The organism is Streptomyces sp. NPDC001493 (assembly GCF_053597235.1).
Window position 1 is genome coordinate 43,904 of the sequence record NZ_JBSFHV010000001.1, and the last position, 26,993, is coordinate 70,896.

General features: G+C 71.7%; 24 protein-coding genes. 22 read left to right on the forward strand and 2 right to left on the reverse strand.

All coding sequences use genetic code 11. From position 1 onward, the window contains the following. Nucleotides 1-3 precede the first annotated feature (3 nt). The 18 genes from ACWCWD_RS00150 (at nt 4) to ACWCWD_RS00235 (ending at nt 20,752) form a co-directional block, all read left to right on the forward strand. Nucleotides 4-1,479, forward strand: a complete 1,476-nt coding sequence (locus ACWCWD_RS00150) for an HAD-IA family hydrolase (RefSeq protein WP_450768944.1) — start codon at nt 4-6, stop codon at nt 1,477-1,479. After that, nucleotides 1,476-2,492, forward strand: a complete 1,017-nt coding sequence (locus ACWCWD_RS00155) for an ROK family protein (RefSeq protein WP_450768946.1) — start codon at nt 1,476-1,478, stop codon at nt 2,490-2,492. Before ACWCWD_RS00150 ends, ACWCWD_RS00155 begins: the two co-directional genes overlap by 4 nt. Further along, on the forward strand, nt 2,489-3,589 hold the full coding sequence (locus ACWCWD_RS00160) for an alcohol dehydrogenase catalytic domain-containing protein (protein WP_450768948.1): 1,101 nt from the start codon (nt 2,489-2,491) through the stop codon (nt 3,587-3,589). The genes ACWCWD_RS00155 and ACWCWD_RS00160 overlap by 4 nt, the downstream gene beginning before the upstream one ends. 52 nt (nt 3,590-3,641) lie before the next feature. Further along, entirely contained in the window at nt 3,642-4,448 is an 807-nt protein-coding gene (locus tag ACWCWD_RS00165; protein ID WP_450768950.1) for a sugar phosphate isomerase/epimerase family protein, read from the forward strand. Then, complete coding sequence (locus ACWCWD_RS00170; RefSeq protein WP_450768951.1) at nt 4,445-5,521, forward strand: zinc-dependent alcohol dehydrogenase; 1,077 nt, start codon at nt 4,445-4,447, stop codon at nt 5,519-5,521. Before ACWCWD_RS00165 ends, ACWCWD_RS00170 begins: the two co-directional genes overlap by 4 nt. Further along, nucleotides 5,518-6,801, forward strand: a complete 1,284-nt coding sequence (locus ACWCWD_RS00175; RefSeq protein WP_450768953.1) for an MFS transporter — start codon at nt 5,518-5,520, stop codon at nt 6,799-6,801. The genes ACWCWD_RS00170 and ACWCWD_RS00175 overlap by 4 nt, the downstream gene beginning before the upstream one ends. A gap of 197 nt (nt 6,802-6,998) precedes the next feature. Further along, nucleotides 6,999-8,216 carry an MFS transporter gene (locus ACWCWD_RS00180; protein ID WP_450768955.1) on the forward strand — a complete coding sequence of 406 codons (1,218 nt, stop codon included), beginning with the start codon at nt 6,999-7,001 and terminating at the stop codon, nt 8,214-8,216. Beyond that, a complete protein-coding gene (locus ACWCWD_RS00185; RefSeq protein WP_450768957.1) occupies nt 8,213-9,454 on the forward strand; it encodes an acyltransferase family protein in 1,242 nt (413 codons plus the stop codon). The genes ACWCWD_RS00180 and ACWCWD_RS00185 overlap by 4 nt, the downstream gene beginning before the upstream one ends. A 14-nt stretch (nt 9,455-9,468) precedes the next feature. Beyond that, the gene (locus tag ACWCWD_RS00190) at nt 9,469-10,656 is read left to right on the forward strand and encodes an acyltransferase family protein (RefSeq protein WP_450768959.1); all 1,188 of its coding nucleotides are present in this window, start codon (nt 9,469-9,471) and stop codon (nt 10,654-10,656) included. A 96-nt stretch (nt 10,657-10,752) separates the two neighbouring features. Next, complete coding sequence (locus ACWCWD_RS00195; protein WP_450768961.1) at nt 10,753-11,535, forward strand: alpha/beta fold hydrolase; 783 nt, start codon at nt 10,753-10,755, stop codon at nt 11,533-11,535. Nucleotides 11,536-11,614: 79 nt separating this feature from the next. Beyond that, complete coding sequence (locus ACWCWD_RS00200) at nt 11,615-12,811, forward strand: acyltransferase family protein (protein ID WP_450768963.1); 1,197 nt, start codon at nt 11,615-11,617, stop codon at nt 12,809-12,811. A 5-nt stretch (nt 12,812-12,816) separates the two neighbouring features. Further along, nucleotides 12,817-13,710: an NADP-dependent oxidoreductase gene (locus ACWCWD_RS00205; protein WP_450768964.1), complete on the forward strand. Its 894-nt coding sequence runs from the start codon at nt 12,817-12,819 to the stop codon at nt 13,708-13,710. 85 nt (nt 13,711-13,795) lie between these two features. Next, nucleotides 13,796-14,578: an AfsA-related hotdog domain-containing protein gene (locus ACWCWD_RS00210; protein ID WP_450768965.1), complete on the forward strand. Its 783-nt coding sequence runs from the start codon at nt 13,796-13,798 to the stop codon at nt 14,576-14,578. Nucleotides 14,579-14,664: 86 nt separating this feature from the next. After that, entirely contained in the window at nt 14,665-15,306 is a 642-nt protein-coding gene (locus ACWCWD_RS00215; protein WP_450768967.1) for a methyltransferase family protein, read from the forward strand. Nucleotides 15,307-15,317: 11 nt separating this feature from the next. Next, complete coding sequence (locus tag ACWCWD_RS00220; RefSeq protein WP_450768968.1) at nt 15,318-18,059, forward strand: PEP/pyruvate-binding domain-containing protein; 2,742 nt, start codon at nt 15,318-15,320, stop codon at nt 18,057-18,059. Then, nucleotides 18,056-19,018, forward strand: coding sequence for a hypothetical protein (locus ACWCWD_RS00225; RefSeq protein ID WP_450768970.1), 963 nt, complete (start codon nt 18,056-18,058; stop codon nt 19,016-19,018). The genes ACWCWD_RS00220 and ACWCWD_RS00225 overlap by 4 nt, the downstream gene beginning before the upstream one ends. A 56-nt stretch (nt 19,019-19,074) precedes the next feature. Then, complete coding sequence (locus ACWCWD_RS00230) at nt 19,075-20,157, forward strand: zinc-binding dehydrogenase (protein ID WP_450768971.1); 1,083 nt, start codon at nt 19,075-19,077, stop codon at nt 20,155-20,157. 43 nt (nt 20,158-20,200) lie between these two features. Next, nucleotides 20,201-20,752 carry an NUDIX domain-containing protein gene (locus ACWCWD_RS00235; RefSeq protein WP_450768972.1) on the forward strand — a complete coding sequence of 184 codons (552 nt, stop codon included), beginning with the start codon at nt 20,201-20,203 and terminating at the stop codon, nt 20,750-20,752. A 135-nt stretch (nt 20,753-20,887) separates the two neighbouring features. Here ACWCWD_RS00235 and ACWCWD_RS00240 read toward each other — a convergent pair whose 3' ends face one another. Next, the gene (locus ACWCWD_RS00240; RefSeq protein ID WP_450768974.1) at nt 20,888-21,895 is read right to left on the reverse strand and encodes a DUF2510 domain-containing protein; all 1,008 of its coding nucleotides are present in this window, start codon (nt 21,893-21,895) and stop codon (nt 20,888-20,890) included. A gap of 96 nt (nt 21,896-21,991) precedes the next feature. Next, entirely contained in the window at nt 21,992-22,912 is a 921-nt protein-coding gene (locus ACWCWD_RS00245) for an AEC family transporter (protein WP_450768976.1), read from the reverse strand. A gap of 278 nt (nt 22,913-23,190) precedes the next feature. On the opposite strand from ACWCWD_RS00245, the gene ACWCWD_RS00250 reads away from it, so the two are divergent. The 4 genes from ACWCWD_RS00250 (at nt 23,191) to ACWCWD_RS00265 (ending at nt 26,989) form a co-directional block, all read left to right on the forward strand. Then, nucleotides 23,191-23,916: a FadR/GntR family transcriptional regulator gene (locus tag ACWCWD_RS00250; protein WP_450768977.1), complete on the forward strand. Its 726-nt coding sequence runs from the start codon at nt 23,191-23,193 to the stop codon at nt 23,914-23,916. Nucleotides 23,917-24,030: 114 nt separating this feature from the next. Then, nucleotides 24,031-24,801, forward strand: a complete 771-nt coding sequence (locus ACWCWD_RS00255) for a (Fe-S)-binding protein (RefSeq protein WP_450768979.1) — start codon at nt 24,031-24,033, stop codon at nt 24,799-24,801. After that, entirely contained in the window at nt 24,798-26,360 is a 1,563-nt protein-coding gene (locus ACWCWD_RS00260) for a lactate utilization protein B (RefSeq protein WP_450768980.1), read from the forward strand. Before ACWCWD_RS00255 ends, ACWCWD_RS00260 begins: the two co-directional genes overlap by 4 nt. Continuing rightward, complete coding sequence (locus ACWCWD_RS00265; RefSeq protein WP_450768981.1) at nt 26,357-26,989, forward strand: LutC/YkgG family protein; 633 nt, start codon at nt 26,357-26,359, stop codon at nt 26,987-26,989. The genes ACWCWD_RS00260 and ACWCWD_RS00265 overlap by 4 nt, the downstream gene beginning before the upstream one ends. Nucleotides 26,990-26,993 lie beyond the last annotated feature (4 nt).

Consider the following 26,993-nt stretch of genomic DNA (forward strand, 5'->3'; position numbering starts at 1 on the left):
GCCATGAAAGCGGCCGTGATCGGTGGATCGACCGGGGTCGGACGGGGCGTCGCCGACGCCTGGGCGGCCGAGGGCATCGAGACGCATGTCTTCAGCCGCAGCAGACCGGACGGCCCCGGCGCCGATCGACTGGTGTGGCACCGGCTCGACTTCCGTGATCCCGAGCAGGCCAAGCAGGCTCTGCGCACCCACTTGCCCACCGACGTCTCCCTGGTCTGCTACTCGGCGATCTACTTCACCGCCCGGCGCGAGCCCTTCCTGGAGACCGGCGAGACCGACTGGCTGGACCAGTTCGCCATCAACGTGCACGGTCTGGCCTGGACGCTGAGGGCGGCACTGCCGCTGCTGCGCTCCGCCGCCCCCGGACTGTTCCTGCACATCTCGTCCGAGGTCGTGTACAACGCCGGCCCGAACCGGTCCGGATACGCCGCCACCAAGGCAGCGGCGAGCTCGCTGATCCGGTCCGTCTCGCAGGAGACCGACCCGGAGGAGGTGACGTTCGTCGAGGCGCTGCCCGCAGGAATGGTCGACAGCCCGGGTATCCGCGCCCGCAGGTCACCGGAGTTCGACTACAGCGGCTACATGCCCCCGGACGCGTTCGCGCCCCTGGCTGTCGAACTCGCCCGGACCCGCGGCGTGCCGTACACGGGCGACGCCCTCGTCGTGCACGACGACACGACGTGGTCGTCCGTCGCCTCCGATCTGCCGGTGTCCCAGTCCCGGGCGCTGAACGGCTCACTCCGACAGTCAGGAACGAACATGGCAGTGGCCCGGTCGGCCGCCCCCGGCATCTCTTCGCCCCGCCTCCGGGCGTCGGTGCTGCTCTTCGACATGGACGGCACGCTCGTGGACTCCACCGCTCTCGTCGAGTCCACGTGGGCCGGCTTCAGCGCGCGGCACCGGACCGACCTCACCGAGGTACTCGCGTACGCGCACGGCCGTCCCACCCGGGAGACGGTCGCCCACTTCGTCGCCGACCCGGAGCTGGCGGCTTCGGAAACACGACGGCTCGTCGCGCACGAGCAGTCGGAAACCACCGGCATCACCGAGGTGCCCGGCGCGGGGGAGTTCCTCGCGACCCTGCCGCCCGGCACCTGGGGAATCGTCACCTCGGCCGACCGGAAGCTCGCCGAGGTCCGGCTCGCCGCCGCCGGCCTGCCCCTGCCCGAGGTCCTGGTGAGCGCCGACGACGTGGCCCGCGGCAAGCCCCACCCCGAGGGCTATCTGCGCGCGGCCGCCCTGTTCGGCGTCGAGCCGAGCGACACCATCGTCTTCGAGGACTCCGGCGCGGGCGTGCGCGCCGGCCTGGCCAGCGGCGCCCGCACCGTGGTCATCGGCGGCCTCGACGAGTACGACGGAGTGGCGGAGCGCTACGCCGACTTCCGCGGCTTCCACGTCACTCCGGAGCGGGCCGCGGCCGGCGGGGTGTCGGTGGCGGCGCCCGAGCCGGTCGCCGGCCGGGCCGGGGAGCCGCGATGAGCAGCACGTCGGCGGCGCCCGCCGACGCGTCCCGCACGACGACCGCCTTCGCGGCGGACGTCGGCGGCACCTGGGTGCGTCTGCGGACCGGCGGAGCGGGTGCCCCCGTGGAACGGCTCCGCTCTCCCAGCCGGCTCAACCACCCCGACCGGTCCCTCACGCGCCTGCGCGAGGACATGGCGGAACTGCTGTGTCGGGCGGCCCCGCCCGGCGCACGGGCCGCGCTCTCCTTCGGCGCGGCCATCGACCACCTCACCGGTGAGGTCCTGGGGTCGGCACCGCTGTGGGGCGCGGCAGCGGAACCGTTCGACCTGGGAGCCGTGTTGCGGGAGCGCCGGCCCGACGTCACCTGGCGGCTGGTCAACGACGTCACCGCCGCGCTGGTGGACTTCGCCGGGACGCACGCCCGCCCCGGCGTCCGCCGCATCGGATATCTGACCGTCAGCAGTGGCATCGCGATGCGCGTCGCCGACCTCGAACGGATGCGCATCCCGGTCGACGACCTGGGCCTCCAAGGCGAGATCGGCCATCTCCCGGCCATGATCGCCGACCCGGAACTCCGGCGTGCGGGACTGCCCTGCGAGTGCGGGGGAACGAACCACCTCGCCTCGATCTCGTCCGGGCCGGGCATCCTGCGGGTGGCCGGAGTCCTGGGCATCGACGCGAAGCCGACGATCGACGCGTGGTTGCCCGAAGCGCTCGCGGCGGGTGACCCCCGGGCGAGCCGACTGCTGGAGCTGTGCGTCGAACCGCTGGCGCACCTGCTGCGGACCGTGTGGTGCCTCGATCCGCATCTCGATCTCCTGGGACTCGGCGGCGGCGTCATCGAGGGGCTCGGCGACCACTACGCCTGCGAGCTGCGCCGGCAACTCGGCCTCGCCACCTCCTACGCCGACCGGGGCCGGTCGCCGGCCTGGCTCGCCGACCGGCTGGTGTGGTGCGCTCCCGGTGCGGTCGACCCCTTGCGCGGGGCGGAACGCGTCGACAGGTGGCTGCCCGGGATCGTGCCGTGAGCGCCGCGACGCACCGGGCCCTGGTGCGCCTCCCGGCCGACGCCCGTGGCCGCACCCGCGTCGAGGTCGCCGAGGTACCGACGCCCCGACTCGGTCCCGGGGACGTGCTCCTGGCCCCGGTGACCGTGGGGATCTGCGGTACCGACTGGCAGATCCTGCGCGGGCTGCGTGCCGACCCGAGCCTCGTGCTGGGCCACGAGGGAGTGGCCCGGGTCGTCGAGCCCGGCGGCAGCGGTCTGCCCGCCGGCTCCCTGGTCACGGTGAACCCCACCCACCCCGACGACCCCTCGTTCCTGCTGGGGCACAACCTGCCGGGTCTGTGGGCCGAGCGCGCCCGCATACCTGCCGCGGCCGTACGCGCCGGCCTGGTCCTGCCGGTGCCCGAGGAGGCGGACCGCCCGGAGGTGGCCGCTCTGGCCGAGCCGCTCGCCTCGGTGCTGTACGGGCTGGAGACCGCCCTCGGTCTGACGCGTCCGGCCGCCCTGGTCGTGTGGGGCGACGGGATCGTGGGACGTCTCGCTCTCGAAGCCTGGAAGCACCGGCTGCCCGGACTGCGCTGCCTGCTGGTGGGCCACGGCGACGACGCGATCGACCCGAGCGATCCCGGCCTGCCCGAGCTGCTCGCCGGCCTGCCCGCGCCGGTCGGCGCGCTGATCGCGACGCCGCGCACCGGCACCGTGGAAGGGCTGAGCGTCGTGGACCGCCATGTGCGGGGTCCGCTCACGGTCGACGTGCACGCCGGTCTGCCGTTGGGATCCGTCCCGCTGAGCGCGGGTGCCGTCGACGTGGCGGCGGTGCGGGCCGCGAACTGCGGCGGCGAGCCCAGTCCGCCACTGGTGCACCGCTTCGACCGGCCCGCCGGTCCCCTGTTCCTGTACGGACACCGGGGGGTGTCGAACCGGCATCTGCTCCAGGCGGTCGACCTCCTCCTGGCCCGGCCGGACGAACCGCGGGGCGGCCGGGTACTGACCCATGTGGTCGGCCTGACCGGCGCGGCGGCCCTGGTCAACTCCGTACTGGACGCGGACCGCAGGGTGGCCGACGGGCGGCGTGTGCTCAAGACGGCGATCCGTACGGGAGGCGGCCGTGACGCGTGAATCCGCTGCCGGCACGGGGTCGGTACCGCCGTCCGCAGCGGGGCCGGTCGCCGTGGCAGCCCCCCAGTGGCGGATCGGCACGGACCGGCCGGAGGCGGCCAGGACCGCACTCGCGGCGGGAGCCGACCAACTCCACCTGGACTTCGGTGGTGCCCATCGCGGGCCGCCCCTGAGCGATCCCGTCGAACTGCGCCGGGCGGTGGCGGTCACCCGGGCAATCCCGGTCCCCGTCCTCGCGGTCAACCACGTGAACGACATCGGTCTGGCCCACGAGCACGGTGTGGCCAATCCGGCCGCCCTCGACCTGCTGGAGAGCGCCCTGGACTGCGCGCGGAGCCTGGGCGTGCGGGTACTGCACGTTCCCGGATTCCGGCGGAGCTCGCCGGTCACTCAGGGGTTGCGGGAGGGCACCGCCGACGCGCTGCGCGTCCTGTGCCGACGCGTCGCGGAGGCGGGTCTGACACTCGCCTACGAATCGGCGCTGGGCCCTGTCGAATCCCTCGCCCTCGCCCGGTCCGTCGACCACCCGGCCCTGCGCCTGGTGCTGGACGTCGGCAACCTGCTGGACGCGGGTGAGGACCCCGAGTGCTTCGCCCGCCTCGTCGGCGGCGCGGGGCTGCTCCTGCCGGACCTGCACGTCAAGGAGCCCTCGCCCACCACGCGCACCGGTCCGGCCGGCGACGGAGCCGGTCCGCCGCCCGCCACCTCGTTCGACGGCCTGCCCGTGTTGTTGCGGCACACGGCCGCTCGCTCGGTACTCGTCGAGAACGACTACCGGAACTCACCGACCCGTCTGCGGGCGGACATCGCGTTGTCGCGTGCCGCGGTCGGACTCAGCCACACCAAGGACGAACGATGAAAGCCATTCTGTTCACCGGCCCCCGCGCGGTGACGATCACCGAGATCGATCCGCCCGAGCCCGGTCCGGACGAGGTGCTGATCCAGGTGCGTCTGCTCGGTCTGTGCGCCACGGACCTCGGCTTCTACGACGGGAGCAGCAACTACCTCTGCGACGGTCTCAAGAGCTACCCCTTCGTGCCGGGCCACGAGTGGGTGGGCACGGTGGTCGGGCTGGGTCCCGGAGCCGACCCCGCGCTGGATGGGCAACGGGTCGCAGGCCATAACTTCCGGGTCTGCGGCCGGTGCCCGCACTGCCGGGCCGGCCGCGTCAGGTACTGCCCCGACCGCAGTGAGATCGGGGTTCTCGGCCCGCGATCCGGTGCGGGCGCACAGCTGATCACGGCACCGGTGAGCACCCTGACCCGGATTCCCGACGCCCTGTCCGACGAGGCAGCCGCGCTGCTGGAGCCGACCGCCGCCGCGGTCCACGCGGTGGACCGGCTCGCCGTCACCCGTCAGGACCGGGTCGCGGTCCTCGGCGCGGGCACGCTCGGGCTCGCGGCGGCTCAGGTCGTACGCGCCCTCGGCGCCTCCGTCGTCCTCTTCGACCCCCAGCCCACGGCGCGGGAGCTGGCCCACCGCCTCGGCCTCACCGCCGAGGCGTCGCCCTCGGAGGACGACACGGAGGCGTACGACGCCGTGATCGAGGCGTCCGGCAGCGTGGCGGCGGTCCGTTCCGCGGTCGGGCTGGTCGCATCCGGCGGGCGGATGGCTCAACTGGGCACCCCTCACCGCGCCGTCGACGGATTCGACGCGGCGGGCCTGGTCATCCGGGACGTCACACTGCACGGTGTGCTGTCCGGCATCGGCTACTGGGACCGGCTGGTCGCTCTGGTGGAATCGGGGGTCGTGAACCTGGACCCGCTCGTCGACCGGGTCTTTCCCGTCGACGACCTCGACGCCGCCTTCGCCCGTCTGTCGGACGGCGGGCGCGCCCGCCCGAAGGTCATGGTCCGGATCGGTCCGGCACGCGAGGACGCCGCCGACAACCCGCCGGCCGCGAGGTACGCCGGAGCCGGAGAGCGCCGGTGAGCGCGCCCGCGCAGACGGCAGCGCCGGACCGGATCGACGCGCCGACCGCCGTCCGCCTGGCGGTGCTCGCCGCCGCGACCTTCGTCTACGTCACCTTCGAGGTCTTCCCGGTGGGGCTCATCGACGACATCGCCGCCGACCTGCAGGTCGGCGTCGGCCGGGTCGGACTGCTCGTCAGCGGTTACGCCGTCGTCGCCGGTGCCGTCACCATCCCGACCGTCGCCCTCGCCGCCCGCGTCTCCCGCGCTTCGGCGCTGGTGGTCTCGCTGGTCGTCCTGGTCGTCGCGGAACTCCTCACGGCGTACGCCACCGACTTCGGCACGATGGTGGCCGGCAGGGTCGCCGCGGCACTGACCCACGGGGTGCTCTGGTCGTTGGTCGCTCCCGCGGCCGCCGCCATGGTGCCCCGCGGGCGGGTGGGGACCGCGACTGCCGTGGTGTTCGGCGGCTCCTCGCTGGCGGCGATCGCGGGCAGCCCCGGTACGACGTTCGTCGGTGAACTCATCGGATGGCGGGCCACCTCCCTGCTGCTCGCGGTGGCCACGGCGGCGGTGACCCTCGCCCTGGGGTGGGCCCTGCGACCGCGGCCGTCGACGAGCCCGCCGTCCTCGTCCGACCCGCCCGACCCGTCCGACCCGTCCGACCCGTCCGACCCGTCCGACCCGTCCGGCGCGAAGGCCCGGCGGCCGAGGCGGGCCGGCGTTTCCACGACGGTGGACTGGCCCGCGGTCCTGACCCTCTGCGGCGTCGCGGTGGTGCTGGTCGTCGCGCACTTCCTCAGCTACACCTACTTCGCCCTCGTCGTCGCCGACGCCACCGGGGCGTCCGGTTCGGTGATCGGGCTGCTGACCGTCTTCGGCGTCGCGGGGGCGGTGGGGACGTACCTCATCGGCCGTCACAACGACCGGGCCCCCAGGCGCGCGGCGACGGTGACCATGGCTGGTTTCGCGGTGGGTGTCGGTCTGCTGGCCCTTTCCTTCGCTCCTGTTCCGCCGGCGGTGACCTGGGCAGCGGTGGCCGTCGCGGTCTCGGTGTGGGGAGCGGCGTTCGCCGCGGCGGGGCCTGTCTTCCAGACCGGAGTGATGCGTCTGGCGGGCTCGGAGGCCGACCGGGCGTCCTCGGTGTACGTCACCGCCTTCCAGGTCGGCATCGCGGGCGGGTCCGGTCTCGGAGCCGTACTGCTCGGCCACGCGGTCGGCGCGCTCCCGCTGGTGTCGGCCGTGCTTGCCGCGGCGGTCCTGGCCGCCGTGCTGATCTGGCGTCCTGTACCGGATTTCTGACTGCCCGGATGTACAAGCCAAAAGCATCCTGCTTGTATAGTGAACAAGAAGCCACTAAAGTACTCTCCATCCCTCGCGGGTGTCCCGGACGGTGAACCGGCCCGGGTGAAGCGCCCACCGGGCCGACTCCCCCGCTCCCGGTATCCGGCCCCTGTTCGAGGCCCGTCACACATGAGAGGCACCGCATGCGGTCCCGTATGGCTGTACTGATCCTGGCGATCTTCTGCGTCGGCACGGCCGAGCTCGCGCCGAGCGGCATGCTGGGTGACCTGTCCCGGGACCTGTCGGTGACCATCCCCACGGCGGGGCTCCTGGTGACCGTCTACGCGCTGACCGTGGTGGTCGGAGGCCCGCTCGTCACCGCCGCCACCACCCGGGTCGGCCGCAAGCGGCTCCTCGTGGGACTGCTGCTGGTATCCGTCGCGGGCAACATCGTCTCCAGCCTCGCCCCGACCTTCGGCCTCCTGATCGTGGGCCGTGTACTGACCGCTGTCATCCACGGCACCTTCCTCGCCGTGTGCGTCGTCATCGCGGGCGGAATGGCCGACGAGGGCAAGGAAGGGTCGGCGATCGCCGGCACTCAGATGGGCATCAACCTGGCCACCGTGCTCGGGGTGCCCCTCGGCACCCTCGTGGCCCAACACCTGAACTGGCGGGCCACGTTCGGCAGCGTCGCCGTCCTCGCGCTGCTCGCCACCGTCCTGATCCTGCTGGTCATCCCGGACACGGGCAGCAGCACCCCCACATCGGCGGCCCACGAGCTGCGCGCCTTCGGCACGTGGCAGGTGATGGGAACCGTCCTGGCCACCGTCCTGTGCTCGGGCGGCATGTTCACGCTGATCACCTACATGGTGCCGCTGCTGACCGACGTCGGCGGCTTCCCGGCCGCCTGGGTGCCTGCCGTCCTCGTCGCCTACGGTCTGGGCTCCCTCGCAGGCAACGCCATCGGCGGCAGGTTTGCCGACAGGTCCGTCGACGCGGCGGTGCTCGCCCTCTCCGCCGCTCTCGCCGCCGTCTGCCTCCTGTACTGGATCGCCGCCCCCACACCGGTCGGCGCGGCCGTCTTCCTCATCCTCTTCTCCATGGCGACCTTCGCCCTCATTCCCGGACTCCAGGCCAAGGTGCTCGCCGCCGCCGCCGACGCGCCGACGCTCTCGCTGACCGCCAACATGTCCGCCTTCGGGCTCGGTGCCGCTCTCGGCTCCTGGGCCGGGGGGCAGATCATCGACCAGGGTCTCGGTGTCCGCGCGGTGACGGTCGGCGCCGCCGCGTTCACCGCGCTGGGCTCTCTGCTGATCGCCCAGACGGTCCACAGCGGCAGGCGCCGCCGGAGCTCCGTCGACGACAGGACCCGCGACGAGGCTGCGAAGGGGCAGCCCGCCGACCCCGGAGTCACCACAACGCCCGCCTCATGAACCTGACCTCCTGGCCGGAACTCCACCAGAAAGCCACTCCCATGCCGAGCAGCTCCGCGCCCACCACCAGATCCAGGCTCCCCTCGCTGACCGGGTTGCGTTTCGTCGCCGCCGCCCTGGTCTTCTGCTTCCACTCCTCGCTGATATTCATATCGATGAACCCCTTCGCCGACCCGGACACGGCCGATGGATACCGATGGCTGTTCAGCAAGGCGGGCTGGATGGGAGTGTCGTTCTTCTTCATCCTCAGTGGTTTCGTGCTGACCTGGGCGGCCCGGCCCGGTGACACGGTCACCGGTTTCTGGCGGCGCCGCCTGCTGAAGATCTTCCCCAACCACATAGCCACCTGGGCCCTGGCCCTGGTCGTGGTCGCCGGGGCGGCCACGCCGCTGAGCGTGTGGCTGCCGAATCTCTTCCTGGTGCACTCGTGGTTCCCCGACCCGGCCGTCCACCTGAGCCTCAACGCCCCCGCCTGGTCGCTCTGCAGTGAGGTCCTCTTCTACCTGCTGTTCCCGTTCCTGCTGCGGCCGATACTCCGGATCAAGGAACGCGCCCTGTGGCTGTGGGCGGCGGGCATGGTTGTCGGCATGCTGGCGGTGCAACTGGTCACCGATTTCCTGGCACCCAGCAGCCCGCCGGCGCCCGGCACCGACGTGACGGTCTGGCAGTTCTGGTTCGGCTACAACTTCCCGCCGGTGCGGATGTTCGAGTTCGTGCTCGGCATGATCCTGGCCCGGCTCGTGCTCGCGGGCGCCTTCCCCCGCGTCAGGATCGTCCCGGCAGCCCTGCTGTGTGTGGCCGGATACGGCGCGGCGATGGTGGTGCCGTTCCTGTACGGGCTCAACCTGATGACCGTCGTCCCGATCTCGCTGCTGATCTGCGCGGTGGCCCGCGCCGACGTCGAGGGCGCCAGAACAGTGCTGCGCGGTCGCGTGATGCAGTGGCTCGGCGAGGTCTCCTTCGGCTTCTACCTCGCCCAGCAGATCGTGCTCTCGTTCGTTCGGACGCGGCTCATGGACAACCGGACCGTGGAGACCCCCGCGGGCATCGCCCTCCTGGTCGCCGAGTTCGCCGGGGCACTCGCCGTCGGCTGGTTGCTCCTGGTCTGCGTCGAACGCCCCGTCATGCGCCGCTGGGCCCGGCCCCGCAGGCAGCCGGTGGAACCGGCCGAGCCCGCCACGCGGCCCGTGGAACCGGCCGAGCCCACCACGCCACCGCAGCTCACCGCCGCCTCCTGAGGGAAAGGGAACCCATGGCCTCGCCGTCCATCGCTGTCGCCGACAGCGGCACGTCCGGAAGCCGACGATCCAAGCTTCCTTCACTGACCGGGTTGCGTTTCGTCGCCGCCGCCCTGGTCTTCTTCTTCCACGCCACCTTCAGCGACCCTCCCCAGAACCCGTTCGCCGACCAGGGCTGGGAGGAGGGCTTCCGATGGCTGTTCAGCAAGGCGGGCTGGATGGGGGTGTCGTTCTTCTTCGTCCTCAGTGGTTTCGTGCTGACCTGGGCGGTCCGGCCCGGTGACACGGTCACCGGTTTCTGGCGGCGCCGCCTGCTGAAGATCTTCCCCAACCACGTCGTCATGTGGGTTCTCGCCATGGTGCTGTTTGCCGGCGCGACGACGCCCGTGTCCGCGTGGCTGCCGAACCTCCTCCTGATCCACTCGTGGTTCCCGCAGCACGAGACCTTCATCAGCGTGAACCCGCCGAGCTGGTCGCTCTGCAGCGAGCTTCTCTTCTACGTACTGTTCCCGCTCCTGCTGCGGCCGATCATGCGGATCAAGGAGCGCGCCCTGTTGCTGTGGGCGGGGGGCATGGTCGTCGGCATGCTGGCGGTGCAACTGGTCACCGACTTCCTGGTGCCGGAGAACCCGCCGACGCCGGAGGGTTTCGGGATCTCCCTGTGGCAGTTCTGGTTCGGCTACAACTTCCCGCCGGTGCGGATGTTCGAGTTCGTGCTCGGCATGATCCTGGCCCGGCTCGTGATGAGCGGAACCGCTCCCCGTATCGGAATCATCCCGTCCTCCCTGCTCTGCCTGGTCGGCTACGCCGCGGCGATGGTGGTGCCGTTCCTGTACGGGCTCAACCTGATGACCGTCGTCCCGATCTCGCTGCTGATCTGCGCGGTGGCCCGCGCCGACGTCGAGGGCACCAGAACAGTGCTGCGCGGTCCCGTGATGCAGTGGCTCGGCGAGGTGTCCTTCGGCTTCTACCTCGCCCAGTACGTGGTCATGTACTACGGCCGCACGGAGCTGATGCACGCACGGCTCTTCAGCCCTGCCGTGGGCGTCCTCGTCCTCGTCGGCTTCTTCATCGTGACCCTCCTGGTCGGCTGGGCGCTCCTGGTGTTCGTCGAACGCCCGGTCATGCGGCGCTGGGGCAGACCGGCCCCGCGCCCGGCCCCACGTGAGGACGAGCCGAGCCCCGCTCCCGCCCTGGGCTGACCGGCCCCGGCCGCCCGTCCCGTTCCACTCCCTTCCACCCACCATCGTCCCTTCTTCCGAACACCCCCTGAATCCAGCACGAACGAGGAGATTGCAGTGCCCACGATCGACGTCAACGGCACCCCCGTCCACTACACCGCCGAGGGCCAAGGGCCTGGACTCCTGTTCATCCACGGCACGGCGGCCGACGGTGAGAGCAACTGGGGCCACCTGCGTGAGCACTTCACCGGGCGCCACACCGTCATCACCCCCGACTACTCGGGCAGCGGCAAGACCCCGCTGCACGCCGACGACCTGAGCGTGCACGAGCTGGCCGACCAGGTCATCGGCGCGGCCCGAGCAGTGACCGACGAGCCCTTCGACGTCGTCGGCTTCTCGCTCGGCGCCGTGGTCGCCGTCGCCGCGACGACCAAGTACCCGGAGCTGGTCCGCCGTCTGATCGTCATCAACGGCTGGGCCCGTAACGACGATCCGCGCCAGCAGCTCGCCGTCGACCTCTGGCGGCGGCTGCCGGACATCGACCAGGAGGCATTCGCCGCGTACAGCGCGCTGCTGATCTTCTCGCCGCCGTTCCTGGCCGGATTCGGCAGTGAGGGCGTCAAGAACACCGTGGCCGGCATCACGGCCGAGGTCGGCACCCTGCGCCAGATCGAGCTCGACCACCGGGTCGACATCGCCGGCCTTCTGCCCGACGTCGGCGCCCGCACCCTCGTCGTCGGATCGACCCGGGACCTGCTGATCCCCGTGGAGCACTCCCGCGAGATCCACCGGTCCATCAAGGACAGCGAGTACGCCGAACTGGAAAGCGGCCACATGGTCGTGTTTGAGAAGCCTGCCGAACTGGTCGAGCTCATCAGCGAGTTCCTCGACCGGGACTGACCCCGGTCAGCGGACGGTCGGGGCGGGTCCTGCCCGCCCCGCCCGCCCCGCCCGCCCCGCCCTCATCCGGAGAGCCACCTTGTCCATATCCGCATCCGCCCAGCCCGACGCGATACCAGCGTCCGCCCGCCCCGAGCCGATATCCATACCGCCCACCTCCCGGTCCGAGCCGGTCGTGCACGGCCGGCTCCCCTCTCTGACCGGGCTGCGCTTCATCGCCGCGCTGCTGGTCTTCTGCTACCACTCGTCGCTCGCCCTGCCCGCCCTCAACCCGTTCGCCTCGACCGACGTCTCGGACGGCTACCGGTGGCTGTCCAGCAACGGCGGCTGGGCGGGAGTGAGCTTCTTCTTCATCCTCAGCGGCTTCGTTCTGACCTGGTCCGCCCGCGAGGGGGACCGTCCCCGGCACTTCTGGCGCCGCCGGTTCTTCAAGATCTACCCGAACCATCTCGTCACCTGGGTCCTGGCCCTGGCCCTGCTCTCCGGGGCCGCCACCCAATGGTGGCAGGCAGTGCCGAACCTCGTCCTGATACACGCCTGGATACCGGATTTCACGGTCTTCCTCGGGGTGAATCCGCCCAGTTGGTCGCTCGCCTGCGAGCTCTTCTTCTACCTGTGCTTCCCGCTGTTCCTGCGCTGGATCAAGAAGATCCCGGCGGCGCGTCTGTGGCGCTGGGCCGCCGCGGTGGCGGTGACGGTCATCGCCGTTCCCACGCTCGCCTATCTGCTGCTGCCCTCGAACCCTCCGATGCCCGAGGGGTCCCCGGCGTCCGTCTGGCAGTACTGGAGCGTGTACATGCTTCCGCCGGTACGCGCCCTCGACTTCGTGCTCGGCATGCTGATGGCGCGCATCCTGCTCACCGGCCGCCGGTTCACCGTCGGAGTGCTGCCCGCCGCGCTCGCCTGCGTGGCCGCGTACGCCCTGTCGCTCTACGTACCGTGGCTCTACGCCCTGGACGCGGTCTTCGTCGTACCGATGGCCCTGCTGATCCCGGCGGTCGCCCGCGTGGACACCTCGGGACGGCCCAGCGTGCTGCGCAGCCGGCCGATGGTGTGGCTCGGCGAGGTCTCCTTCGCCTTCTACATGGTCCATCTCATCCTGCTCAACGTGGTCCGCGACGCCCTGGGTCCGGACCGGTACTTCGGCACCGCGGCCGGGATCGGCGTGCTGCTCGCGGAGATGGCGGCGACGCTCGGCGCGGCGTGGCTGCTGTACGCGGCGGTGGAGAAACCGGCCATGCGCTGGCTGGGACGACCCCGGAAGACGGCAGCATGAAAGCGGTGACCATCGACCGCTACGGACCGCCCGAGGTCCTCACCGTGGCCGACCTGGCGGAGCCCCGGCCCGGACCGGGCGAGATCCTGATCCGGGTGGCGGCAGCCGCCGTGAACCCGGTCGACCTGGCGGTGCGCCGGGGCGACATCCCCTCCCCGGTACTGCCGGCGGTCGTCGGATGGGACGTCTCCGGGACCGTGGTCGGGGTGGGCTCCGGAGCCACCCGGTTCCGCGAGGGCGACCGCGTGATCGCCTCCCGCTCCCCGCTCGCCACCGGAGCGGGCGTCAGCGCCGAGTACGTCGCCCTGGACGAGACCCTCGCCGCACACGCACCCGGGAACACCGCGCTGGCGGACGCCGCGGCCCTGCCGCTGGCCGCTCTCACGGCCGGGCAGGCGCTCGCGCGGCTCGGCGCCGAATTCAGCGGACGCCTCCTGGTGAGCGGCGCCGCGGGAGCGGTCGGCGGATACCTCGTGCAACTCGCCGCGCTGCGCGGCCCGGGGCCCGCGGGTCTGAGCCGCGCCTCCGACACGCGGACGGTGGGTGCGCTGGGCGCCGCCGAGGTCTTCTCGGACGCGCACCCTCCGAAGGACGGCTCGTTCGACGCCGTCATCGACGCGGCGGGCCGGCCGGAGACCGTCGCGGCGGTGCGGGACGGGGGACGCTTCATCTCCCTCACGCCGTTCGCTGTACCGCAGGCCGAGAGGGACATCGACGTGGAGGTCTACGGCGTGCGGACCGACGGAGCCCAACTGGACACGCTGGCCCGCCACGTCGAAGCGGGCGGACTGACGCTGCGGATCGCCCACGTCCTTTCCTTCGAGGAGGCGCCGCGTGCCCACGCCCTCCTCGAAGCGGGCGGCACCCGGGGCAAGATCCTGCTGGCGCCCCCGAACTGACCGACCGCACCTGTTCCACAGCCTCGTAGGCCGAGATCGCACATCGGACGTTTCCCGTATCGCTACAAGTGGAGGGCGGAGAGCCATGCACGGAGAGATCGTGTTCGTCGTGGGCGAGAATCTGGCAGGTACGTCGGAGTCGGCGGACCTGGTGCCGTTGTCCGGACTCGACCGCCTCCTGGAGCGGGTGCTGTCCGGCCCGCTCCCGATGCTCGTACCCGGACAGGGAATGGGAGAGTGCGAACGGGAGACCGTCCGTACGGCGCTCCGTCGGCACGGACTGGCCGAGACGATGCTCATGGACGTGCCGGCGCCAGTACCGCTGCTCCCTCGCGAGGTGCACAAGCGCCGTCCCGAGAACGTCCTGGTCGCGGGATTGCACAAGGTCGGAGAGGACCGCTTCCGAGCGGCGCTGAGCATCTCGGACCAGCAGGAGATGATTCTCGACCACACCTCCGGAACGCATGTGACCGGCATGGTGATCACCGAGGCGGTACGCCAGATCTCGCTCGCCGTCGGGGAGCGGTATCTGCTGACGCCGTCCCGAACGGCCCGTCGTTTCATCCTGAACTCCCTCCGGACCAGCTTCCACCGGTTCCTCCTCCCGCTGCCTGCCCGGCTGGAGTACCGGCTGGACGAGGTGGTGCGCAAGGGCCCGGACCGGCTGCGCTTCACCGGCACGTGCGACCTGTTCCAGGCGGACGTCCTCGCCGCGTCGGGCTCCATCGACATCGTGGTGATGGACGAGAAGCGCGCCGACCGGATCGAGGCCGACCACATCCGTCAGACGACCAGCGCGCTGGCGCGGTGTCACTCGGAGGAAATCGGGGTGTCGCCGCGACCGGTCCTCAGCCCTGCCGCGTTCTGACGGTCCGGGCCCGCTCCCACCGCCCCGGCCGTCAGGGGCCCTTCGGCCCTCCGTACACCGGACCCGCCCTCCCGTGGAGACGCCTCATGCTGCTTCTGCGCAAATACCCCTTGATCGTGCTCGGTGTCTGTGTCGCCGCGACCGGCACGGCCCTTGTCCGCGGTCTGTTCGACCTCGCCGACCCCTGGCAGCGGGTCGCCGCGACGCTCGCCGGACTCCATCTTCTGTGGCTGCTCGCGGAGACATGGACGACGGTCCGCAGTTCGACCTCGACCGACACGGCCACCGACCGCGGCACGATCTACGTGTACGCCACCGCGCGCGCCACCACCGTCGCGACCGCCTGCCTGCTCGCCCCCGACGACCGGACGTACCACCCCTGGACGGCGGCCCTGCCCGTGCTGTTCGGGGCGGCCGTCGGGTTCCGGCTCTGGGGCATCCGCACCCTCGGCCGCTTCTACTCGCACCGGGTCCGGGTGCTCGGCGACCATCAGGTCGTACGGAGCGGCCCGTACCGATGGGTGAGGCATCCGGCCTACGTCGGCATGGCCGTCGCCCACATCGTGTTCGTGCTGTTCTTCCTCAACACCTGGAGCACCGCCGCCCTGATGATCCTGCTGGCGACCCTGGCGGTACGCATCGTTGTCGAGGAACGGACCCTTTTCACGCTGCCCGGCTATTCCGAGTACGCGGCGACCCACCGCCGTGTCATCCCCTGGATCTGGTGAAAGGCGGTCCGATGGCCAGCCTCCGCGCACCACGCACTCCTTCGTCCCCCTTCCGTACGCTCTCCTCCCGGTCGGGCAGGCGGCCCGTCCTGCGCGGGCGGGCCCTGCTGAACGAGGCGGAGGTAGGCCCCAAATTCTCCCGGCAGGCGCGGATGGCCGCGGCCGGCTTCCCGGTGCCCCACTTCTTCTGCGTGGCGGCCCACGTGTTCACCGAGGTGCTGCGCCCCGTACGTGGCACCGTGGACGCCCTGCTCGCCGACCTGGACACCGCGGACGCCGAGACCCTGGAGAAGAAGGCGGCGGCACTGCGTGAGACGGTGCTCTCCGCTCCCGTACCGGCGTCCGTCGAACGGCGGTTGTACGACGCCTTCGACAGGGTCTTCGGGCCCGACGGAGTGGTCTCGGTGCGCTCCTCCGTCGTCGGCACCGGCACCGAAGCCGGGGAGGACTCGTCGCACGACGCCTTCGCGGGTATCAGCGACAGCTTCCTGTACGTGACCCGCGACCAGTTGGTGGACCGCGTACGGCAGTGCTGGGCGTCCGGGTTCGGGCCGCAGGCACTGCTGTACCGGGCGGCCCGCGGCGGTAGCCAGCACGGCTTCGCGGTGGCTGTCGGCGTCCAGCGCATGGAGTTCGGCCGACGCTCCTTCGTTCTGTTCACCTGCGACCCGCTGACCGGCGCCCGCGACATGGTGCTCGCGGCCGGCCTCGGCATCGGCGAGGGCGTCGTCCAGGAGAAGGTCCCCGTCGACCACTACTTCGTCAGCCGCCGGGACAACACCGTCCGGTCCGTTCCCGCGGACAAGACGCAGATGATGGAGGAGAACCCCGCCCAGCTCGACGAGGGCCCCCGCATCGTGCCCGCGCCCGAGGAACTGCGCCACTCACCGGCACTGACGGACCAGCAGATCCAGCGGGTGGTCGCGGTCGGCGACCGGATCGAGAAGCTCTTCGGCTGCCCGCAGGACATCGAGGGAGCCTTCACCGAGGACGGCCGGCTGCACATCCTCCAGGCCCGCCCGGTGGTACTGGAACTCGACCGGCAGCGACTGTGGAGCAACGCCAACATCACCGAGTCCTACCCGGATGTCACCACCGCGCTGACCTACTCCTTCGCCCAGCGCTTCTACCGCGAGGACTTCCACGACCTCTACCGGCTGCTCGGCGTGCCCCGCAAGACCCTCGACCGGCACGAGGGCGAACTGCGCGGCATGATCGGCCTGCTGCGCGGGCGCGTCTACTACTCCCTCAGCACCTGGTACACCCTGCACGGGCTGAGCCGCACCTTCCCGCTGTGGCGGAACAGCTTCGAACGCATGATGGGCATGTCCCCGTCCGTCACCCACGTACGGCCCACCCCGCCGCTCACCGACCCGGCCCTGCTGCCCGCCACCGCGGCGGCCCTGACCAGGATGGGCTGGCGGCTGCTGAGGCACGGCGCGGCGGTCAAGGACTTCGAGGCATGGTGGGAGCGGACCCTCACCGCGCACCGGGAGGCCGCGAAGACAGCGGATCCACTGCAACTTGCCGACCTGATGCGGTCGTTGTGGACGGAAGCCGGCGATCGATGGGGCATCACTCTGGTCAACGACCTCCTGTTGCAGATGCACGAGACGCTGGTCATGAAGATGCTCGACCACTGGGTGCCGCAGGCGGGCCCCGGGCTCCACAGCGACCTGCTGTGCGGCGGTGAGGAGAACCGCAGCGTCGTCATCCTGATGTCGATCGTCGACATCGCCGAACGGATGCGTGACGCTCCGGGCGTCCTTGAGGCGCTCGCCGTGAAGCCCGTCGAGGAGGTGTGGGGCGACATCGACCGCCACGCCCACGGAAGCGACCTCGCCGACCGGATGCGCGCCCATGCCCACCTTCACGGTGACCGCGGTTTGCAGGAGCTGAAGCTGGAGGTGCCGGTCCCGCGCGACCAGCCCGCTCAACTCCTGCGCATCACCGCCGAATACGCGCGCGGCGATCTCACCCGGGCGCTGCTGCGCAAGCGCGACGCCGAAGCCCGGCGGACCGGCGAGCGGCGCCTGGCCGAGCTGCTCGCCGGACACCCGCTGCGCCGCCGCGCACTGCGCGCCGCGCTCGCCGGACAGCGCCGGTACGTCAACATGCGTGAGAACACCCGCTACCGCCGCAGCGAGCTGTACGGCTTCGGCCGCCAGGTGTACCGGAGGCTCGGCGACGACCTGGCCGCGCGCGGTCTGCTCGACCGCGCCGAGGACGTGGTGCACCTTACGGAGGAGGAGATACTCGGCACCTACGACGGCACCGCCGTCACCGACGACCTGCGGGGCCTGGCCGCCGTACGCCGCGCCGAGTTCCACGCACGGGGAGCCGAACTCCCCATGGACTTCGTCACCATGGGCCCGGTACGGGACGGGCTCCCGGACCTCGACCGCGGCACGGCCGCATCGGGAACCCTGCTGGGGCTGGGTTCCAGCGGCGGCGTCGTACGCGGCACCGCGCGCGTCGTGATCGACCCGCACGACATGGGCGAGCCCTCGGACGACATGATCCTGATCGCCCGCGAGACCGACCCGGGATGGCTGTTCCTCATGCTGTCCGCACGCGGCATCGTCGTCGAACGAGGCACCCTGCTGTCGCACACCGCCATCTCCGGCCGCAAGTTCGGGATCCCGACCATCGTGGCGCTCCCGCAGGCCACCACCCGTATCCCCGACGGAGCCCGGGTGGAGATGGACGGCGCGGCCGGCACTGTCAGAATTCTCGGAGAGGACGAGGTGTGACCGTCACCGACATCGCCCGCCCGGCGACGGGTGCGAAGCACTCGACCACCCGTCGACTGCGCGCCTTCTTCGCCGAACGCGCCCCCGCCCGTGTCTACGTCGTCTACGCAGTCCTGTGGGTGCTCGCTCTCCAGGGCGCCCTCGCACTGCTCGACCCGGAGCGGGCCTGGAGACTCGACGGCTCCCTCCTCGCCGAGATCGCGACCGTGTACCTGGCGCTGCTGTTCATCCGCATCGTCGACGAGCAGAAGGACCTGGAGTACGACCGGGTGCACAACCCGGACCGCCCGCTGCCGCGCGGTGCGATCGACGTCAAGGAGCTGCGGATCGCGATGGCGCTGGTCGTCGTCGCGGAGCTGGCTCTCACCTGGTGGCGCGGGCCGTTGGCGGCCGGGTGGCTGCTGCTGGACCTCGGCTACATCTGCTTCCTGGTGCGGCTGGAGCGGTGGTCGGCGACGGTCCGCGACTCGATCTTCGTCAACCTGCTGGTGAGCTACCCCGTGCAGGCCATGCTCAGTGTGCACATCTGGCTGTCGTACCGCGAAGCGGCGGGCGCTGCTCCGGTGTCGCACGCCGTGCTGGGGGCCCTCTTCTGCGCATGTGTCTTCCTGCACTACGAGTTCGCCCGCAAGACCGGCTCCCGGGCCGTTCCCGGCGCGACGCTGTACTCGAACGTCGTCGGGACGCGTGGCGCGGTGGCGCTGACCGCGGGCTGTGCGATCGCCGGGACTGTTCTGGCCCTCGTGCTGATCCGTCCCTGGCACCTGCACGGAGCGGCTCTGCCGGCTGGCTGGCTGCCGCTGACCGCACTCGGGTTCCTGTGGAGCGGTGCGGAGCGGTTCGTGTCCCTGCGCCCGCCGACCTGGCCGTCCCCGCCGGCCATGGGCTATCTGGCCTGGACGTATCTCGGGGTCTTCGTCGCGGTGCTGGCCGTGGTGCGGCCGGGGTTCGGCACATGACGGCCGCCGGGGCAGCGGAAACGGGCCGGACGGTGGAGGTGGCCGGGACGCCAGCGGTGCCGGAAACGGCCGGGAAGACGGAGGTGGCCGGGGCGGCGGGAGCAGCCAGGAGGACGGCGCCGGCCCCGATCGTGCCGCCCGCCGTCCACCGGGAGATCTGGCTGGCCGGCCGCCCGGGGGCACGGCTGCGTCCGACGGACTTCGAGACGGCGCGGGTCCCGTTGCGCCCTCCGCTCGCGGGCGAGGCACTCGTACGCAATGTCCTGCTGCGCGTCGGTGCCGCCACCCGCACGCTGATGACCGGCGCCGGGGCCCTGCCGATGGCGCCCTACGAGCTCGGCCAGGCACTGCGCGGCACGGCTCTGGGCGAGGTGGTGGCGGCGCCGGGCACCGAACTGCGCCCCGGCGACCTGGTGCGGCACGATCGGGGATGGCAGGAGTACGCGGTGCTCCCGGCGGATTCGGTGCGCCGGGTCGACGCCGGGCTGTGGCCCGACCCGGCGGCCTGCCTGTCCCAGGGCTTCGCCGGCTGGCTGGCGGTCACCTGGAACAGCGCGGTGCGCTCGGGGGACACGGTCCTGGTGACCGGGGCCGCGGGCGGAGTCGGAGTGATCGCGGGCCAGTTCGCGCGGCTGCGCGGGGCGCGCCGTGTGATCGGCACGGCCGGATCGCGCTGGAAGGACGAACGGCTCTGCCGCGAGCTGGGCTTCGACGCGGTACTGGTCCGCGGTGAGGGCCCGATCAGGGAGCAGCTGCGGACGGCTGCGCCGGAGGGGGTGGACGTGCTGGTCGACACGGTCGGCGGTGAGCAGTTCGAGGCCGGGCTGGCCGCCGCCCGCCGCGGAGCCCGTTGCGTGGTGGTGGGTGCCTCCGGCCGGCAGGCGGCCGGAGGCACCCGGGCCGAGGCGACCGTCGACACCCTCGCGCTGGTGTCGAAGGGCATCAGCGTCACCGGCCTGTCCGCCACCGACCACCAGGCTTCGGCGGCCCGTTGGGAGACGGAGTTCAGCGCCGCCCTGCGCGCCGGCACGGTGAGCTTTCCGCACGTGCGGCTGTCCGGGCTCGACCGCGCGCCTGGCGCGCTGGCCGACCTGCTGGCAGGACGCTATCTCGGCACGGTCCTCGTGGAGCACACATGAGGAACACGGTCCTGTCGGCCCACACGACGAAAGGGAGCCAGACGTGGAGGAAACCGTAGCCCTCTACGCCCAGGACGAGGTCCCCGGCCGGGTCGTCGGAACTGCGCCCCGCAGCCGGACGAGGGCACGCAACCTGCCGCACGCGGCGGTGAAGATCCTGGTCCGGGACGTCGGGGGGCAGGTGTACGTGCACCGCCGTTCCGACACCAAGGACCTCTTTCCCGGCTTGGACGACCCCTGGATCGGCGGGGTGATCACGGCGGGCGAGGAGCCGGTCACCGCAGCCGTACGGGAGCTCGCCGAGGAACTCGGGCTGCGCGACCATGTGCTGCGTCCGCTGACCTGCCAGTGGTACACGGATGCGCACACCAATTTCCTGGCGTACACCTACGAGACGGTCCACGACCCGGAGTCGCACGGACCGATCGTGCATCAGGAGACGGAGGTGGCCGACGGCTGGTGGCTGCCCTGGGACGAACTGATGTCGCTGCTGGCGAGGGGCGGCGCGCGGCTCGCCCCGGACGGCCGGGAGCTGCTGGCCCACTACGCCGGGCGTGCTGCCGTCCCGTCCGTCGATGAAAGCCCTCCCACGTGATGCCGCGTCCGCGCGGACGCCGGAGCCGTGGGGACGTCGTGGAGCCGGCCCGGCGGTGCCATGGGCGGGGCCGGACACCGGTGCGGGGGAGCACCTGTACCCGGCCCCGGGGGCGCCGTCAGTGAGGAGCCGCGCCTACGCGGTCTGCCCGGTCCCCGAGCCGCTCACCGACGCGGCCTTGATGCCCTTGGTGATGGTGTCCAGCAGGGAGAGCTTCGGTGCCTGGGCGTTGATGTCGAACCCGGAGCGGACGACCACCATCAGGTCCTTGCTGTTCGGGGAGGGGAAGGCGAGCGATTCGACGTACCCGTCGTCGCCCTTCTTCGTGACCACCTTCCAGCGCACCAGGTAGCCCTTCTGGCCCGCCACGGTGACGGCCTCGGACTTGAGCTGCTGGTGGGAGGTGATGCCCTCGTAGATGTCCGTCCCGTAGGACTCCTCGGCGTTGGCCGAGATGTCCTTCTTCGCGGCCGCCTCGGCGGTCTTCTCCGTGTTCTTCAGGGCGGCCGCGGGGGCCGAGAACACCCCTCCGCGCACGCACTGCTTGCTGGCGTCGCCGGGGCAGGCGTACTCGCCGGTCGTCACGTTCGCGCCGACCGTGCCGGACTCGCCGGTCCAGCCGTCCGGCACCGGCAGGCTGATGCCGCTGGCGATGTCGGTCGCGTAGCCGTCCTCGGTCGGGATCTGCGGCGACTCGGGCGCCTGGTCCTGGCCGCCGCTGCCGTCGCTGCCGCCGCCGTTCTGGCCGCTGCCGCCGTCGCTGCCGCCGTTCTGGCCGCCGAAGCCGCCGCCCAAGCCGCCGCCGCTCTCGCCGCTGCCGCCGGATCCGCTGCCGCCGGATCCGCCCGGCGCGCCCTGGCGGCCGTTGCCGCCGGACGGCGGGCCGTCGGACCGGGCGACCGACGAGGCGGACTGCTTTCCGTCGCCGTGCCCCAGCGCGTACGCGCCACCGCCGACGGCGGCGAGAACCACCACACCGACGGTGATGCCGACGCCGATGCGGATACGGCGGCTACGGACTGCGGCGGGTGCCACACGGAGCTGGTCGGTCCACTGGGTGCCGTCCCACCAGCGCTCCTGCGCGGGGCCTATTCCTGAATACCCGGGGTCTGGATGCCAGCCGGGCGGGCTCGTCTGGTTCACACGCGTACCGTATGCGGACTGAGTGAGAATCACATGAAATGGCTGGTGTTCTTTCTCTCAGCATCGGGCGGCGCTTCCGCGGAACCCTCCGCCCGCTCAGCCCAGCAGCGCCGCCGTGGTGACCGTGACCGGCGCCGCGAGCACCGTCGAGAGCAGGATCGACTCCCGGGCCAGCCGCACGCCCGTCCCGTAGTGCGAGGCGTACGTGAAGAGGTTCTGGGCGGCCGGAAGGCCGCTGGTCACCACCACCGCGAACAGGGGCGCGCCCTCCAGCCCGAACACCCCGGCGGCGAGCGCCCAGGCGGTGAGCGGCTGGGCGAAACTCTTCAGCGCCACCGAGAGCAGCACCGGCCCCCGGTCCTTGCCGCGACCGGGCATCTCGCTGCCGCGCAGCGAGATGCCGAAGGCGAGCAGCACACCCGGCACCGCGATGCCGGCGATCAGCGTCACCGGTTCCAGTACGGGCCCGGGGACGCGCCATCCCAGGACGCTGACCAGGACCCCGGCGACCGAGGCCAGGACGATCGGGTTGCGGAACGGGGTGGTGAGCAGCCGGACCAGGGAGTCCCGTTCGCCGGGGCGCGAGGTCTCGATGACGGTGAGGGCGACGGGGGAGACGACCAGCTGCTGGAAGAGCAGGATCGGCGCGATGAGGGTGGCGTCCCCCAGTACGTACACGGCGATGGGGATGCCGAGATTTCCGGCATTGACGTAAGAGGAACAGAGGGCGCCTATCGTCGTGCGGCCCACGCTCCAGCCGCGTACGGCTCCGACGGCGACGAAGGCGCCCGCCACCACCAGGGTGGAGAGCGCGGTCACCAGCAGGGGGAGCGACACCATGACCGACAGGTCGGCCTTGGTCATCGTGGTGAACAGCAGGGCGGGCGAGGCCACGTGGAAGGAGAGCCGGGTGAGTACGGGCTGCCCGTGCTCGCCCAGCAGGCCGGACCGTCCGATCAGATAGCCGACGGCGATGATGCTCGCGATGACACCGAATCCCTCCAGAACGCCGGTCATCGGCGGCCGCCGACGGGACGGAGGGGGCCGCCGACGGTGCGGAGGCGGGCGGTGCGGAGGGCGGCGCGGGCCGACGATTTTCGGTGTTGCATACACGCAACGTTATGGAGCGTGGGCCCCGCCGCACAAGGCGTGACCGATCACTCCCGCTCTTTGGTCCGACCACAGTGCGTGTGTGACATAGTCGGGCCAAGTGATCCGGGGGGCCCGGGCGGCGACGGCCGACCTGGGGGCGGACACGGACCGCCGGTGCGACCGGCCCGAGCAGGGAGTGGCGGATGCCCGTCGAATGGGAGCCCGTACGGCAGTCCCGTACTCATGAACTCGTCCTGCGCAGCATCGAGGAGCGGGTGTTCGCCGGGGAGCTCAAGGCGGGCGACCGCCTGCCGCCCGAGCGCGAGCTCGCCCCGGTGCTGGGTGTCAGCCGGTCCGCCCTGCGTGAGGCGCTGCGCGTGCTGGAGACCATCGGCGTCCTGGTGGCCCAGCCCGGCCGGGGACCCGACTCGGGGGCGCGGATCGTGCGCAACCCGGACGACGCGCTCGGGCGGCTGCTCCGGCTGCACTTCGCCCTGGGCAGCTACAGCCTGGAGGACGTCATGGAGGCGCGGGTCGTCCTGGAGCGGTCCGGCTTCGAGGCCGCCGTCACCCACGCCCGCGACGAGGACCTCGACGAGGCCGAGGCCCTGGTCGCCGGGATGGCGGAGCCGGGCGTCGGCGTCACCGCCTTCAACGACCTGGACACCCGCTTCCACGTGCAGATCGCCCGCTGCTCGGGCAACGCCCTGACCTCCACCCTCACCTCCGCCGTACGCGAATCCGTACGGCCGCTGATCCTGCGGGCGCTGGAGGAGGCCGAGGACTGGCCGGCCACCGCCGCCGCGCTCAACGCCGAGCACATCGAACTGCTCCGGCTGGTACGCGCCGGACGGGGTGTGGAGGCGGCCGACCTGGCCGAGCGCCACATCCGCAGCCTGCACGGCACGCTCGTCGACGACAAGGAATAGGCGGCCTTCCGCCCGAGGCGCGCGTCCCTCCTCGTCCGGGGAACTTCACTCGGAGACCCACGAGGAGTATGGTCCGACCATACAAAGGACGTAGAAAACGATCGAGGAGGCTCCATGCGCGTCGGACTCTTCGCCACCTGTCTGGGAGACACCCTGTTTCCCGAGGCGGTGAAATCCACCGCGGTGCTGCTCGCCCGCCTGGGCCACGAGGTGGTGTTCCCGCCGGGACAGACCTGCTGCGGACAGATGCACGTCAACACCGGCTACCAGCGCGAGCCCGTACCGCTGGTCCGCAACTTCGCCGAGCAGTTCGGCGACACCTCGATCGAGGCGGTCGTCATGCCGTCCGGCTCCTGCGCGGGCTCGGTCCGCCACCAGCACGGACTCGTCGCCGAGCGGTACGGCGACGCCGCGCTGCGCGCCGGGGTCGCCACGGTGAAGGCCAAGACGTACGAGCTGTCCGAGTTCCTCGTGGACGTCCTCGACGTCACCGCGGTCGGTGCGTACTTCCCGCACCGCGTCACGTACCACCCCACCTGCCACTCGCTGCGGATGCTCCGCGTCGGCGAGAAGCCGCTGCGGCTGCTGCGGGCCGTCGACTCCATCGACCTCGTCGAGCTGCCCGAGGCCGACTCCTGCTGCGGATTCGGCGGCACCTTCGCGGTGAAGAACGCCGAGACCTCCTCCGCGATGCTCCAGGACAAGATGCGCAACATCGGCTCCACCGGCGCCGACGTCTGCACGGCCGGCGACTCCTCCTGCCTGATGCACATCGGCGGCGGGCTCCACCGCATCAAGTCCGGCACCCGCACCCTGCACCTCGCGCAGATCCTCGCCTCGACCCGTACCGCGCCCTACGCCATGACGGAGGCCGCCGCCGTATGAGCACCTTCCTCGGCATGCCCGCCGCCCCGCCCCGCTCCCCGTACGGGACGGGCAACCTGCGCGGCGAACGGAAGTTCCCCGCCGCCGCCCACGACGAGCTGCGCAACGACCAGCTCCGCCGCAACCTCGGCAAGGCCACCCGCACCATCCGCACCAAGCGCCTCAACGTCACCGGCGAACTCCCCGACTGGGAGCGGCTGCGCGACGCCGGAGCGGCGATCAAGACCGACACCATGAACCGGCTGCCCGAACTCCTGGAGCAGCTGGAGGCGAAGGTCACCGAACACGGCGGTACGGTCCACTGGGCGCGCGACGGCGCCGAGGCCAACGAGATCGTCACCCGGCTGATCAGGGCGACCGGCAGCAGCGACGTCATCAAGATCAAGTCGATGGCCACGCAGGAGATCGGCCTCAACGAGCACCTCGAATCCGTCGGCATCACGCCGTACGAGACCGACCTCGCCGAACTCATCGTGCAGCTCGCCCACGACAAGCCCTCGCACATCCTGGTCCCCGCGATCCACCGCAACCGCGACGAGATCCGGGAGATCTTCCTCAAGGAGATCCCCGGCGTCGACCCGGACCTCGACAACGTGCCCGCGCACCTCGCCGCCGCCGCGCGCGCCTATCTGCGCGAGAAGTTCATGACGACCAAGGTGGCCGTCTCCGGCGCCAACTTCGGCATCGCCGAGACCGGCACCCTCTCCGTCGTGGAGTCCGAGGGCAACGGCCGGATGTGCCTCACTCTGCCCGACACCCTGATCACGGTGATGGGCATCGAGAAGGTGCTGCCGCGCTACGCCGACCTCGAAGTCTTCCTCCAACTCCTGCCGCGCTCCTCCACCGGCGAGCGGATGAACCCGTACACCTCGATGTGGACCGGGGTGACCCCCGGCGACGGCCCGCAGTCGTTCCACCTCGTGCTGCTCGACAACGGGCGGACCGCCGCGCTCGCCGACAAGGTCGGACGCGAGGCCCTGAACTGCATCCGCTGCTCCGCCTGCCTCAACGTCTGCCCGGTCTACGAACGCGCCGGCGGACACGCCTACGGATCGACCTACCCCGGCCCGATCGGCGCGGTCCTCACCCCGCAGCTCGCCGGGATGCACGCGGCGAAGGACGATCCGAACAGCTCGCTGCCGTACGCCTCCAGCCTCTGCGGCGCCTGCTTCGACGCCTGCCCGGTCAAGATCGACATCCCGTCGCTGCTGGTCGAACTCCGGCACCAGAACACCGAGCAGTCCGGTACGACGGCGGAGAAGCTGGCCATGAAGGCCGCCGCCGCGGTGATGAAGAGCCCGAAGCTGTTCACGGCGGCCCAGAAGGCGGCCGGCCTCGGCCGGGTCGTCGCCGGCAAGGACGGCACCATCGGACGGGTGCCCGCGCCCTTCGACGGCTGGAGCGACAGCCGGGACACCCCGGCACCGCCGAAGCAGACGTTCCGCTCCTGGCTGGCCTCCGCCGAAGGCGCCGCCACGATGAAGGCCGCGGCCGAGGAGGGCGTGGCCACACACCCGGTGGCCGCACACCCGGAAGACTCCACGGAGGACGAGAAGTGACGACCGCACGCGACACCGTCCTGGGCCGGGTGCGCGACGCCCTGGCCCTCGCCCCGGCCCGCCCGGTCACCGTCCCGCGCGACTACCGCACCGGACGGACCCTCCCCGACGCCGAACGGCTCGACCTCCTCACCGACCGGCTGGTCGACTACAAGGCGCACGTCCACCCCTGCACCGCCGACCGGACCGCCGAGGTGATCGCGACCGTGCTGCGGGAGCGCGGCGCCCGCCGGATCGGCGTCCCGGCCGGGCTCGACGCCGGGTGGCTGGCGGCCTGGGACGGGGAGGTCCAGCGGGACTCCGCCGACATCCCGGCGCCCACGCTCGGGGAGCTCGACGGCGTCGTCACGGCGTCCGCCGTCAGCTGCGCGGAGACCGGAACGATCTTCCTGGACGGCTCCGAGGACCAGGGGCGCCGCGCGCTCTCCCTCGTCCCCGACCTGCACGTGTGCGTGGTCGACCTCTCCACGGTGGAGGTCGGCGTGCCGGAGGCGGTCGCGCGGCTGGTCCCGGAGCGGCCGACGACCCTGATCAGCGGGCCCTCGGCCACCTCCGACATCGAACTGGAGCGGGTCGAAGGGGTGCACGGCCCCCGGACGCTGGTGGTCGTCATCCGCACCGACGTCTGACACC